Raw genomic sequence first — 13189 nt, 5'->3', positions numbered from 1 at the left:
GATGGGCAGTTTATACTGCTTGTAATCATCTATTTCCTGGGCCAGCAGCACCCTTTTTCCCTTCCTGGTTTCCATCACCCGGAAATACCAGGGGTAGTCTTTGCCCAGGAGGATAAACTTCTGATTGCTGAATTCCACTACCAGGGATGCCAGCTTGGTGTCCGGTTTTTCATCAACGGTCACCGGCAGGCCCAGGGTGACATAAATCTCATCCTTGCCGTTATGGTTGAAATCCCCGAAATGAAGGCTTAAAAGAATAAAATCTTTACGGGGCAGCCGGTAGCGGGCAACAGGTTTGAGCTGATCCCCGTCAATCCGGAAAGCCTCCACCCAGTTAGTATTCAACATTACCAGTTCATCCCGACCGTTGCCGTTCAGGTCGGCAAAAACCAGGCGGTTATAGGGGCCTTTAAGCTCAATCTTGCCGGTCATCCCGGCGCCGGAAACCCGGGCGGCCCGGGTGAAAGATGTACTCCGTCCTGCTGACGAGGGATGCTGATTTCCGGCCGCCAGACCGCCCTGGAGCGGCAGGCCGAAGGGTGCGGCCAGTGGCAGCCGGTAGGGGAGATTGTAGGCAGTGCTGAAAAGGACGGTGCCTTCGGAGAAATCCGTCAGCCGGCCGACCACCTGGTTGCCCCGGCCTTCCAGGCGGATGAGCAGGGGCCGGATGCCGGTTTCAACGCCGTAGCGCAGTTCCCGGGATGATTTCAGCGCGTAGGGAATCCGGACTCGTTGCAAATCGGCAACCAGATCAAGAAAGGGACGTATGCGCTGGGGGTTGGCTAAATTGGTATAGATGTAAAGGCGATTGTAGGAATAGGGAAACAACGGTGCTCCCCGGGGGATATTACCGCTGCCGTCAATGATGACGCCGCGACTCTGACTGCCCAGTCTTTGAGTAATGCGGATAAGAGCGGCATCGTCCTGCAGGGGCAGGGGAACGCCGGGCAGGGCGTTATTCTTAACTGCAACCACCGAGCCGACCGTCAGCTGGGGGGCGACGATTTCCATGATTACCGTCTCGCCCTGGACCATGGTTACCCGACCGGCCTGGCTGTTACCCGACGCCAGCCGGGACCCGGCCTGGCTGATCAGCTGCTGCCAGCTGCCGGCAGCAGCGGTTAAGGGAAAAGCAATGAAGAAAAGTAAAACAAAAAAGAGTGTGACGGTGAAACGTTGCCGGTTTATGTTCCGGGTGGATGCTGGCATGAATGATCTCCAAAAAGATATCCACCACAGAGACACGGAGGGCACAGAGAAGGGCGCTTGCATTGTTCTTTCCTCTGAGACCTCTGTGCCTCTGTGGTAAAATAAAGGTACGACAATTCTGCAAAATGAGTGTCGCATAGTAAGGAAAGCGGGGCGAAAATGCAAGCAAAAAACCCGGCCCCCAAAAGGGCCGGGTTTTCAGTACAAGAACAGTAAAGATTGAATCAGCTTACCATTTCCAACCCAGTTCCAAAGCCGTCAGGATGGCGTCCTCATCATCATAGTCGGGGCCGTACATGGCTTCATTGAAATCCTCGATGCCGTCACCAACGACGAAGTAGCTGGCGGTCAGGCTGGTGTAGAAGTTTGGCGAGAACGAATATTTCAACTGGCCGTCGATGGTCCAGCCGATCTCGTCGTCGATACTTCCGGACAGCCCGTTGGCTTCGAGCAGGGAGTCTTCCTCGTCATACTCGAGATAGCAGACCCGGATGTTGTAGCTGGCTTTTTGGATCTTACCCTTGGCACCGGCGGCTAAGAAGAGCAGCCCGGGGTTATTACCGGAACCAGCACCACCGATACCGCCATAGTTGTAGCCTTTGGTGGAGCGCTCGGTGGAGAGGGCGTACAGTGGTGCGCCAAAGCCGGCACCGCCGCCGAAATGCTCGTAAAGGATCGAGCCATCCATGCCGTAGGGGGTGTAGCGGGCGATGTTGGTAATGCCGACAAAACCTTCAGCGTCATCATCGAGGGGATCATCGTCACCCTGCTGCCAGGTGCAGGTGACATAAGGGTTGAATTCCTGGCTCAGGGCCAGAGTTAAACCAGCAAAAGCGGCCCAGGCGTCGATGTCCACATCGTCTTCATTGGGGCCGTAGTGGTCATAAGCATCATTCATTTCACCGCCGGCGTAGGCGATTTCAAAGGAAGGCTTGAAGATGCCGATGTTGCCGTGCCCTTCCAAACCGGAATACCAGGCATCGGAATCAACGCCGTCTTTGCATGCCGCGGAACCCATGTCGCTGAAGGCGATGAAGGGGCTGACGGTAAACTTGGCGTTATCACCGGCGCAGAAGGTGTAGTTCAGTTTGCCGTAGTAGACATACCAGTCGTAATCGTTGGGCGCGTTGCCGGTGATGACGCCGGCGTCGTGGAGGTCATCGGTATCGTTGACGAGCATCATGGTGAGATCCCAGTTGAGGGTCTTGTTGCCGCCGGTTAGGGCCATGAAGGGATGGTCATCGCCATAGACCAGACCACCGGTCTTGATGTCGAGAAATTTAACATCCCAGCCGACCGAGAATTTGACCGGACCGAATTTGTACCAGAAATTGGAGCGCTCGACGCTGAACTCGGAACCATAATCGGATCCTCCCAAGCCTTCATGACCGTACGTATTGCGGTCGGTGTTGGCCTTGGACATATGGATATCGTCTTCAAGGATGAATTTGAAGCCCCATTTGCCGTCCTGGCCGACGCCCTTCCAGCCCATGCGAAATTCATTGCGGACGAAGAAGCCGGCGCCGAAGCCACCCTCGGTAAGGATCGCGGCGTCTTTGGAGTCATCATCAAAGTCGAAATTCCGATAGTAAGAGGGAATTATCCGGTTGCTGCCGAACAGGGTAATGTCAACGCCTTTGCTGGTGCTGACCGAGCCTTCACCCATGGCGGCAAAGGATGCCGCGGCGGTGGCAAAAATAAACACCACGCAAATCAGTAGTGCCATCATGCTTTTTTTCATAAGTTTACTCCTTTTGCTTATTCATTAATGTAAAATAGTTACTGACAAATCATTTCAAGGTGAAATAATTTTCTCACCACCCCCTCCTTAAAGGCTGGCAAGGTACTGCTCCTCTCTTCCCACCTCCCTTCATTTATAAATTTAACTTGTTGAATAACTCTCTCGGTTATTGCCTGTCAAAGCTTTAAATAATAATTCATCTCCATATGAAGACAATTATAACGACAGGCAATATAACAGTATTTTGGCTGATAACAGCTTGAATTTGTTTTGTCAACCACTTTTTTAGAAAAATCTAATGTTATCTTTATGTTTTTTATATGGATCAAAATATTTTTTTACCATGAAGCATGAAGAGCTTGAAGAATCTCTAGCTGAACTTCATGTCCTTCAATCCTTCATGGCGATGAAATAATATTGACGATGATATATTCAGATATGTTTGGTTATGGCCATGACGCCCCAGTTCTACCAGAAAATTATTGTAGATTTGATTGCCAATTTACAATTGACAATGTTTTGTTTATCCTTTATAGTCCATAAAAACCATGCATTCAACCCCCGCGACAGAAATTTTCCTCGAAAAATTGGGATTACGTGCCATGTATAAACGCAATGTTGAAAAGTACCTGTCATCAATCTCCACGAAGTACAGATGTATTACCCTGATCGGTCCGCGTCAGTCGGGAAAGACCACCCTGGCCAGAAAATTTTTCAAAGGTTTTGCTTACTATAACTTTGAAAATCCCGATATTCGGGACGCGGCCCTCTACGACCCGCGACATTTCCTTGGCGGCATAACGTCGTCGGCAATTCTCGACGAGATTCAAAAAGTGCCGGAAATCGTTTCCTACTTGCAGGAGATCATAGACGACGGGGAAGACAAACGCCGGTTTGTCCTTACCGGCTCCAACAACCTGAAAATATCAGAAAAGATATCTCAAAGTCTTGCCGGCAGGACCCGCATAATCGAGATACTGCCATTCGCCCGAAACGAGTTTCCCGCCGAGGTCAGGTTCAACGATATCGACAACACCCTCTTTTACGGCAGCTATCCAAGGATATTCCATGAACAACTCGATCCGACGGAATGGCTTGGCGATTATCTGGCTACTTATGTTGAAAAGGATATTAGAAACATAATCAATATAGAAAACCTCAGGTCTTTCGACAATTTTTTAAGGCTTACAGCCGGGAGAACCGGACAACTTGTAAATTACAGCTCGCTTGCCGGCGATGCCGGAATAACCCACCCCACTGTGCAAAAGTGGTTGAGCGCCCTTGAGACAAGCTATATCTGTTTTATTCTGCAACCCCATTTTAAAAACTTCAGCAAACGGATAACCAAGGCCCCCAAGATATATTTTTACGATACCGGGCTTCTATGCTATTTGCTCAGGATAAACCAGGTTGATCAACTCAAGATACATCCGTTAAGAGGCGCAATCTTCGAAAACTGGATTATTTCCGAATATCTCAAAAGTTTCACCAATCAGGGCAGAGAGGCGCCGCTTTATTTCTGGCGTGACCAGCACGGCCATGAGGTGGACCTGGTAATCGACAATGGAATAGATCTTGATCTCATAGAGATAAAGAGCAGTATGACGTTCAGCAGGGACTGTTTCAAGAATATAAACTGGCTCAACAAACTCCAGGGTAAAAACGACGGCATCTGTATCTATGGTGGAGAAAAAGAAATTGACCTTGGCCATCAAAAGGTTATCCCCTGGCACAGGAATTTCGCGAAAATCAAGTGGAATATGAAAAGCCGATGCGCAGGGAACTGATTTTCTTCACAACCTCTTCTCCGGAAGAATTCTGCTTCCGATTTAGGAGTTCTGGGGACAGTATACATAACTATCCGTCAGGGAAGAGAATTAGCGCCTTATGCCTGGAAAGGAAATGGTGCTCAGGTTTCAACCCACGTCTTTCTTCAGACAAACTCATTGAGAAAAAGATGGGCCGGACAGCTTCTGATTCCATTTTTATCTACAATGTCTGCTTCACCCGTTAATAAAACCTGGGTAGCACTTACCCGCGGAAATCTCTTTTTGAGATATTTGAGGGCTCGACTCCCACTTTTATCGGCTGTTTTACACTCGATGAAATGGATGGGCCGATTGTCTTCCATCAACACAAAGTCCACCTCTCTTTTGTCAATATCCCTGAAAAAACGCAGTTCCATCTCCCTGCCTTCAGTATCCTGAAGAAAACAACACCACTTCATCAGGTGACAGGCCACCAGGTTTTCAAACCGTTTCCCCCCCGCTTTCACCAGGGTCCAATCCCAATGATAATGCTTGGCTTCTTTTTTTACCGCCCTGATTTTGGGAGCCCCGAAGGGGGGGATGCGAAACAGCATATAAAGATTTTCCAGCATGGTCAACCAGCGGGAGACCGACTGGTGGGATACCTGCAGATCCTCGCGCAACCCGTTAAGAGATAGTGGAGAGCCCACAAGTTCCGGTAAACGCAAAGCCAGTTTTTCGATGCTGCTGATATCCTGGACCCGTTCCAGATCCCGCAGATCTTCCCTGATCAGCCGGGTACGGTAATCACGACTCCACCTCTTTGCCTCCTTTTCAGATGCCAGCAGGTAGGGCTCCGGAAAACCACCGTAACTGAGAAGATCCATGACGGTATCGGGGGTGGGACTATGAAGCTCGGCAAGGGTCAGGGGGAACAGGCGGTAAAAATAATAGCGACCCTGGAGTGAATCACCACCGCGACGGTAATAATCCAACCTGGCGCTGCCGGTCACCAGAATCTGCAGCTCATAACCTCGTTTATCAAAAAGACCTTTCAAAACCTGGCGCCAACGATTATATTTATGTATTTCATCCAGGACCAGGCAGCCAGGGCCTGCCGGGAAACGCTCTCTTAAAATATTTTCCCGGTCTTTCGCGTCATCCCAGTTCAGGTAACGGCCTTTCTGCTCGTGGAGGGAAAAATCAATCAGGTGTTTAGCCAGAGTTGTTTTACCGCTTTGCCTGGGACCACCGATAAAAACCATTTTTCGGCTTATGTCCTGTTTCACAAAGGGGGCGATATAACGTTCCATGTATGCGGGCATTTTTATTGACATCCTTAAAAACTCGTGAGTTTTTTACGATACAGATAAAACTATACGTTTAAAATCGTTACCCGTCAAGTGATTTTTCAAGGCAGCTTCAAAAATTGCTCAAATACTGGTCTCTTATACCTTGATAATATTTTCCTCATCCCCGGTCAGCTGTTTAACGCCGTCAGCGGTTAAAAGATAGGTATTTTCAATGGTGGCCACCCCGAGGCCGGGGAAGATGAATTTTGGTTCGAGGGCAAAGACCATCCCCGGTTCCAGTATCTGCTGGCTGCCCCGGGCCAGAAAGGGGAATTCGTCCACTTCAAGGCCGACCCCATGGCCGACAAAAGAAACCCGGTCGCAGCCGCTACCGAGAAAATTATCGCCGTAGCCCATTTTATCTGCCAGGTCCATGGCCGTCTCAAAGATGGATTCAGCCTTCACTCCCGGTTTTATGGCCGCCAGCAGCCGGCGATTGAGTTCCAGCAACTCCTGGTGGGCCCGGGCCAGTTTTTTATCCGGTTTTCCGAGACAGAACATCCGGGTCGCGTCACTGAGGTAGCCATTATGATTGATCATGAAGTCAATGCTGACCGGGATGCCCGGCTCCAGAGGGTTAATGGTTGCTCCCTGGGGAAAGGCCGGGCTGAGGCCGATGCCGTTGGTTGGTGCGTCCATATAGCCGCGAGTGGCGGCGGCAGCGCCGGAAATCACGTGGCCGAAAAAAAGTTCATTATTCCAGCCGTGCATGCGGGCGATGCCCAGATGTCCCCGGATTCTGGCCTGGTATTCCAGCTCCGCCTGCAGCTCGATCTCGGTGGTCCCCGGCCTGATCAGGGTTTTGGCGACGGCAAAGACTTCACTGGCAATCCGGCAGGCTTTTTTGATGCATTCCAGTTCATAGTCGCTTTTCAAAGCCCGCAGGCTGCGGATGAGCGGGCTGATATCGCTCAGTTGAATTTGAGCAAGCTCATTAACATAGCGCTGAAATATCCGGGTCGGCAGGACGTCAAGTTCCAGGCCTAAGGATGTTCCCGCCGGCAGCCGGTCCTTGATTTCCCGGCAGGTTTTGTCAATCGTCTCCAAAGGCCGGATATCGTTCAGCGGGGATTCGGTCCGGGCCCGCTCGAGGCTGCGACGGATCCAGAAAACCGGCTCCCCCCGGGCGGGGATAAACAGGACACCACTTTGCATCGTCCCGGCAAAATAGAAAATATCGGTATTCTGCAGCAGCAGACAGCCGCCAAAGCCAGGTTCAATCAGGCTTTTCTGCAGGGCGGTAATTCTTGAGGAAATTTCCGCTGCCGGTACTAAAGCATAAAATTCGTTGAATTTCTGCAGAGACGCGGCGGTTTGCTGGTCAGGAGGGGTCACAGTTTTTCTTCGATGCGGTTGATGTAGGACTCGATTTCATTTTTCAGCTTGCTCAGTTCCTTGAGCCGGGTATCAATCTCGGTGCTGTGGCGATGGAGGAGTTCCACCACCCGGGGCAGGACCTTCTTGTTGGACCGGTGAATGGAGTATATCCGCTCCAGTTCGGCCATGTCATTCAGCGACAGGCCCAGGAGTTTGAGTTTTTTGATAAACCGCAGGCGACGCAGATCGTTATCCGTATAGATGCGCCGGCCGCCCTCCATCCTTTTGACCGTATTGAGCAGGCCGATTTCCTCATAATAACGGATGGTCCGGGAGCTCATATCCAGCATCTTGCCCATCTCTCCGATGCGATAAGCTTTGAGGGGAGGGGCATTTTTGCTCTTGGCTTCAGTCATTGCTGTTCTCGCTCTAGCAGCAAAATTTTATATGATGAAAAAACCATGTTACACTTTAATTTCAGTTTCCTTTAGCGCTAAGAGCTCAGAATGTCAACCTTTTTCAGGGAACAAAAGCGCTAAGATGAGAGTTTGATTGTCGCTGGGTGGTAAAAAGTGAGCGGTTAATTTTTTCCGTTATAATTCAATAGTTATGGGCATTTAACTATCTATTGCCAGGATCAGTGTCCGACTGATGTCGGCAAAAAATAATTTTTATTTTTTTCTCATTTGCCAGCTTACGTTAGCTGATTTTAGTTGACAAAGAAAATTATATGTTATATTTGGGCCTTCGTTGATATAAAAATGTTTTATGCTGAATCTAAGGATGGAAACCAGTTAGAGGGAAAGAATGGCTACTGCGCAGAATGAACCTTTGTTGAAAATCGATAATGTATCCCTGAGCTTCGGCGGGGTGAACGCCCTGCTGGGGGTCAGTATTGAGGTGCAAAAAGGGGAAATATTTTCGATTATCGGCCCCAATGGTGCCGGTAAATCCAGTTTGTTTAATTCCATCAGTGGGTTGTATCATCCCCAGCGGGGAAAAATTTATTTCAAGGGGCAGGACATAACTACTATGGCCCCTCACAAAATAACCGCCCTGGGAATCGCCCGAACCTTTCAGAATATCGAGCTTTTCAAGGGAATGACGGTGCTCGATAACCTGATGCTGGGCCGGCATATATTGATGAAAACCGGCTTGCTCAGCGGCGGTCTCTTTTTCGGCAAGGCCCAGCGTGAAGAACTGGCCCACCGGAAAGTGGTCGAAGAAATTATTGATTTTCTGGAGATTGAGCACATCCGGAAAACCCAGGTGGCCATGTTGCCCTACGGCTTGCAGAAGCGACTGGAATTGGGCCGGGCCCTGGCCCTCGAACCGGACCTGCTGATTATTGATGAACCGATGGCGGGGATGAACCTGGAAGAAACCGAGGATATGGCCCGTTTTATCCTTGATATCAACCAGGAGCGCAAGATAACCGTTTTCCTGATTGAACATGATATGGGAGTGGTAATGGATATCTCCGACCGGGTGTCCGTCCTTGATTTTGGTGAGCTGCTGGCTACGGGAACCCCCGAAGAAGTGCAGCAGGATCCGCTGGTGGTAAAGGCTTACCTGGGTGATGAGGATGTTGATTTGTATAAGAGGTAAAAGGCTAAAGGCTAAAGGCTAAAGGCTAAAGGTTCAAGGCTAAAGGATAAAGGATAAAGGTTCAAGGCTCAAGGATAAAGGTTTAAGGTGTAAGGTAAAAGATTATGACGGACAAAACCCTTCCGAAATTACTGATCCGTAACGCCAAAAAATACGGTCATTCCCGGCATGCCATGCGGGAAAAGGATTATGGCATCTGGCTGAGCTTTACCTGGCAGGAGTATTTTGACCATGTGAAGTACTTTGCCCTGGGGCTGGCGGCGTTGGGAATCAAAAAAGATGATAAAGTTGCCATTATCGGCGACAACCGGCCTGAATGGATTTATGCCGAGCTGGCCTCCCAGTGTCTGGGAGCGATTCCCATCGGCATCTATCAGGATTCCATCCTCAAGGAAGTTTCCTACATCATTGATCTGGCAAAGGCCAGGCTGGTGGTGGCGGAAGATCAGGAGCAGGTGGACAAGATCTTTGATATGCGCGAGGACCTGCCCTCGGTGGAGAAGGTCATCTATCATGATGATAAGGGCATGTACAGTTATGACGATCCCTCGCTGCTTTTCTTCCCGGATGTGGAGGAAATGGGGCGGAAATTCGAACAGGAGCATCCCGGTTATTTTGATGAGCAGGTTGCGGCGATCAAAGAGGACGATGTGGCTTCTATCTGTACCACCTCGGGAACCACCGGCAACCCTAAACTTTCCATGCTCAGCCATAAGAATCTTTTGAGCATGGCAAAAAATCTGGGCGAGGTTGATCCGAAATATGAATCGGACGATTTTGTTTCTTTTCTGCCTCTGCCCTGGATCGGCGAACAAATGATGGGTATTTCCAGTGCCCTGCTTTTCGGTTTTACGGTGAATTTTCCTGAAAAACCGGAGACAGCCCAGGAAAATATTCGTGAGATTGGTCCCCACGTCATGTTTTCCCCGCCCCGGGTGTGGGAGAATATGGCTGCCAGCGTCCAGGTCCGAATCATGGATGCCTCGCCGATGAAGCGCTTTTTTTTCAACAAGTGCCTGCCTATTGGTTACCATTGGGCTGATTTGAAATTTGAGAAGAAAACCCCGACGCTGATGGATAAGGTCAAATACAAGCTGGCCTACTGGCTGGTTTTCCGGGCGCTTAAGGACCGGCTTGGTTTCAGCAATATTCGCAGTGCTTCCACCGGTGGCGCCGCCCTGGGGCCGGACACTTTCCGTTTTTTCCATGCTTTGGGAGTGAATCTGAAGCAGATTTACGGCCAGACCGAGATCTCCGGGATTTCCTGTATCCATCGTGATGGGGATGTGGATTTTGATTCAGTTGGCGTGCCGATTCCGGAAACTGAAATCAAGATTACCGAGGAAGGGGAGATCATTTCCCGCAGTCCTTCTCTCTTCCTGGGGTATTATGAAAACAAGGAGGCAACCGAAGAAACCATTGTTGATGGCTGGCTCCACTCAGGTGATGCCGGTTACTTTAGTGATAAGGGGCACCTGGTGGTTATCGACCGGGTGAAGGATGTCATGACCCTGCGGGATGGGACCAAATTTTCACCCCAGTTTATTGAAAACAAACTCAAATTCAGTCCTTATATCAAGGAAGCGGTGGCCATTGGCCATGAGCGGGACTATATTATCGCCATGATCTGCATTGATTTTCCCATTGTCGGCAAATGGGCGGAAAACAACCGGCTGGCTTATACCACCTATACGGATCTTGCCTCTCAGGATCCGGTGTATGAAATGATCGAAAAAGAAGTGGTCAAGGTGAATAAAAGCCTGCCTGAGTCTGCCCACATTGAGAAATTTGTGCTGCTTTACAAGGAGTTGGATGCTGATGATGACGAGCTGACCCGGACCAGGAAGGTGCGGCGGCGCTTTGTTGATCAGAAGTACAGTGAGATTATTGAAGGGATGTATGAAGGGAATAAAATAATTCCCATTGAAACTCCGATTAAATATCAGGATGGAACGGTGAAAATCCTGAAAATCAAGCTGAAAGTCAAGGAGTTTTCCGGGGGAGGCGGTAAATAGATGGAATTTTTTCTGCAACTGGTTGTCAGTGGCATCGTGGTCGGCAGTATTTATGCCTTGGTTGCCTTGGGTTTTGTCTTGATTTACAAGGCCACCGGGGTTATTAACTTTGCTCAGGGCGAGTTCCTGATGGTGGGGGCTTACATCTGCCTGGGGATGGTGACCACCTTGCACATTCCCTTCTGGATTGCCTTTTTCCTGACCATGGCGGTGACGGTGGTGTTGGGTTTGATCATCGAGAAAGTCGCTTTGCGACCGATGATCGGTGAGCCGATTATTTCCATCATTATGCTGACCATTGGTTTGTCAAGCGTCTTGAAAGGTGCGGTTCAGGTGTTTTGGGGACCCAACAACCGGGTTTACCCGCAGATTTTTTCCCAGGTTCCCTTGCATATTGGCCCGGTGGTTGTTTCCCAGGTCTATCTCTGGAGCGTCGGTTTTGCCTTTCTTTTTCTGCTGTTGTTTACCCTGTTTTTCCGTTTTTCTCCCTCCGGCATCGCTATGCGGGCGGTGGCTGACGACCAGCAGGCGGCACTTTCCATGGGCATCAGCGTCAAAAAGGTTTTTGCCATGGCCTGGTGTATTGCTTTTCTGGTGGCCGGGGTCGGTGGAGTCTTTTTGGGTAATATCAACGGGGTCAATATCTCCCTGGGATTTTTTGGCCTCAAGGTTTTTCCAGCGGTTATTCTCGGCGGACTTGACAGTATTCCCGGAGCAATTCTTGGTGGTCTGATCATCGGCGTGCTTGAGGCGCTGACCGGGGGCTATATTGATCCTATTATTGGTGGTGGAACTGCCGAGGTGGCTCCCTTCGTGGTCCTGGTGATTATCCTGATGATCAAGCCGTATGGATTTTTTGGCACCGAAGAGATTGAGAAAGTGTAATCAGCCGGTGAAATCTTTTATTAAGCCGACAAAAATAATAAAACTTGTTTTTACTGTTAATTATGATTTAAGGTAAGAATGTTATGAGTGCCCATATTTGTGGAGATTATAAGACCACTTACAAAGAGGACATGGTCCTTTTTCAGACCACTTTTTCCAAATTCTGGATTATTGCTTTTATTATTGCCCTGTACGCGATCCCGTTGCTTTTGGGGAATTATACCCTCTATGTGGGGAACCTGATCTGCATCGCGATCATCGGGGCCATGGGAATTAGTATCTTAACCGGGTTTACCGGCCAGATATCCCTGGGACATGGGGCGTTTATCGGTATCGGTGCCTATGCCTCCGGCTACCTGACCATGAAGCTGGGGTTTCCCTTCATTGTGGCTCTGCCCTGTGCCGGCCTTATAACCGCCCTTTTCGGGATGATTTTCGGTATCCCCTCGCTGCGGCTCAAAGGGCTTTATCTGGCCATTGCCACCCTGGCGGCCCAGTTCATCATCGAATACCTGATGGTGCATATGGAATTTATTACCAACGGGGTCCTGGGGATGATGATTGATCCTCCCTCGATTTTTGGTTTCAGCTTCGATACGGACCTGAAATATTTTTATCTGACGGCGTCCGTGGCTGTTCTGGCCACCCTGTATGCCAAGAATATTGTCAGAACCAGGCCGGGACGGGCTTTTATCGCTATTCGCGACCGTTATATTTCGGCTGAAGTCATGGGGGTCAACCTGTTCAAGTATAAGCTGATGGCCTTTGGTATCAGTTCCTTTCTGGCTGGAGTTGCCGGATGTCTCTGGGCTCATTATGTTACCATTATTACCCCGGAACATTTTACCATCGGGGTATCGATTGAATACCTGGCCATGATTATTATCGGCGGCCTCGGCCATGTGATCGGCGCTATTTTCGGGGCCATCTTCATGGTTCTGCTGCCGGAGGTTCTGCGTTTTCTCAGTGAGGTGCTGTCTGGTCAATTTCCCATGATCGTCAATATTTTTGCCGCCCTTAAACAGGTTGTATTCGGGGCGATTATCATTGGTTTCCTAGTCTACGAGCCCGATGGCCTGGCCCATCGCTGGCAGATGATTAAGGCATACTGGAAGCTGTGGCCGTTTTCTTATTAAAAGAAAGGTAAAAGGCTAAAGGTAAAAGGCTAAAGGAAAAAGGCTAAAGGTAAAAGGCTAAAGGAAAAAGGCTAAAGGAAAAAGGCTAAAGGAAAAAGGCTAAAGGTAAAAGGTAAAAGGTAGTGGGAAGTGGGGTCGCCGGGATTGGGGACATTCTTGACTTCCCGCATAGAAACAG

General features: G+C 49.6%; 10 protein-coding genes. 5 read left to right on the top strand and 5 right to left on the bottom strand.

All coding sequences use genetic code 11. From position 1 onward, the window contains the following. Together U9P07_07030 and U9P07_07025 are read right to left on the bottom strand one after the other, a co-directional pair. Window positions 1-1209 (bottom strand): FG-GAP-like repeat-containing protein (locus U9P07_07030; protein MEA2109156.1); only part of this gene is annotated, 1209 nt, incomplete at its 3' end. Window positions 1210-1438: 229 nt separating this feature from the next. Further along, window positions 1439-2950, bottom strand: a complete 1512-nt coding sequence (locus U9P07_07025; GenBank protein MEA2109155.1) for a hypothetical protein — start codon at window positions 2948-2950, stop codon at window positions 1439-1441. Window positions 2951-3552: 602 nt separating this feature from the next. On the opposite strand from U9P07_07025, the gene U9P07_07020 reads away from it, so the two are divergent. Then, complete coding sequence (locus tag U9P07_07020; protein MEA2109154.1) at window positions 3553-4737, top strand: ATP-binding protein; 1185 nt, start codon at window positions 3553-3555, stop codon at window positions 4735-4737. Between the two features lie 146 nt (window positions 4738-4883). On the opposite strand, the gene U9P07_07015 is transcribed toward U9P07_07020, so the two are convergent. The 3 genes from U9P07_07015 to U9P07_07005 form a co-directional block, all read right to left on the bottom strand. Next, window positions 4884-6023 carry an ATP-binding protein gene (locus U9P07_07015; GenBank protein ID MEA2109153.1) on the bottom strand — a complete coding sequence of 380 codons (1140 nt, stop codon included), beginning with the start codon at window positions 6021-6023 and terminating at the stop codon, window positions 4884-4886. Window positions 6024-6146: 123 nt separating this feature from the next. Next, window positions 6147-7385: a Xaa-Pro peptidase family protein gene (locus U9P07_07010; GenBank protein MEA2109152.1), complete on the bottom strand. Its 1239-nt coding sequence runs from the start codon at window positions 7383-7385 to the stop codon at window positions 6147-6149. Continuing rightward, window positions 7382-7783 (bottom strand): MerR family transcriptional regulator, encoded by a 402-nt coding sequence (locus U9P07_07005; GenBank protein ID MEA2109151.1) that lies wholly within the window; start codon window positions 7781-7783, stop codon window positions 7382-7384. The genes U9P07_07010 and U9P07_07005 overlap by 4 nt, the downstream gene beginning before the upstream one ends. A 391-nt stretch (window positions 7784-8174) precedes the next feature. Between U9P07_07005 and U9P07_07000 the strand changes: the two genes are divergently transcribed. The 4 genes from U9P07_07000 to U9P07_06985 all read left to right on the top strand — a co-directional run bounded on the left by U9P07_07000 (window position 8175) and on the right by U9P07_06985 (window position 13011). Beyond that, window positions 8175-8975, top strand: coding sequence for an ABC transporter ATP-binding protein (locus U9P07_07000; protein ID MEA2109150.1), 801 nt, complete (start codon window positions 8175-8177; stop codon window positions 8973-8975). 104 nt (window positions 8976-9079) lie between these two features. After that, window positions 9080-10990, top strand: coding sequence for a long-chain fatty acid--CoA ligase (locus U9P07_06995; GenBank protein MEA2109149.1), 1911 nt, complete (start codon window positions 9080-9082; stop codon window positions 10988-10990). Continuing rightward, on the top strand, window positions 10991-11875 hold the full coding sequence (locus U9P07_06990; GenBank protein ID MEA2109148.1) for a branched-chain amino acid ABC transporter permease: 885 nt from the start codon (window positions 10991-10993) through the stop codon (window positions 11873-11875). An 83-nt stretch (window positions 11876-11958) separates the two neighbouring features. Continuing rightward, complete coding sequence (locus U9P07_06985; protein MEA2109147.1) at window positions 11959-13011, top strand: branched-chain amino acid ABC transporter permease; 1053 nt, start codon at window positions 11959-11961, stop codon at window positions 13009-13011. Window positions 13012-13189 lie beyond the last annotated feature (178 nt).

Source organism: Pseudomonadota bacterium, assembly GCA_034660915.1.
In the GTDB taxonomy this organism is placed as follows: domain Bacteria; phylum Desulfobacterota; class Anaeroferrophillalia; order Anaeroferrophillales; family Anaeroferrophillaceae; genus DQWO01.
Note: the sequence above shows the minus strand (reverse complement) of the source record. Positions and strands in the feature narration are given on the sequence as shown.

Bases quoted from the DNA above. Each gene is read 5' to 3' on its own strand.
- U9P07_07025 (MEA2109155.1), bottom strand. From the start codon at position 2,950: ATGAAAAAAAGCATGATGGCACTACTGATTTGCGTGGTGTTTATTTTT.
- U9P07_07020 (MEA2109154.1), top strand. From the start codon at position 3,553: ATGTATAAACGCAATGTTGAAAAGTACCTGTCATCAATCTCCACGAAG.
- U9P07_07015 (MEA2109153.1), bottom strand. From the start codon at position 6,023: ATGCCCGCATACATGGAACGTTATATCGCCCCCTTTGTGAAACAGGAC.
- U9P07_07005 (MEA2109151.1), bottom strand. From the start codon at position 7,783: ATGACTGAAGCCAAGAGCAAAAATGCCCCTCCCCTCAAAGCTTATCGC.
- U9P07_07000 (MEA2109150.1), top strand. From the start codon at position 8,175: ATGGCTACTGCGCAGAATGAACCTTTGTTGAAAATCGATAATGTATCC.
- U9P07_06995 (MEA2109149.1), top strand. From the start codon at position 9,080: ATGACGGACAAAACCCTTCCGAAATTACTGATCCGTAACGCCAAAAAA.
- U9P07_06990 (MEA2109148.1), top strand. From the start codon at position 10,991: ATGGAATTTTTTCTGCAACTGGTTGTCAGTGGCATCGTGGTCGGCAGT.
- U9P07_06985 (MEA2109147.1), top strand. From the start codon at position 11,959: ATGAGTGCCCATATTTGTGGAGATTATAAGACCACTTACAAAGAGGAC.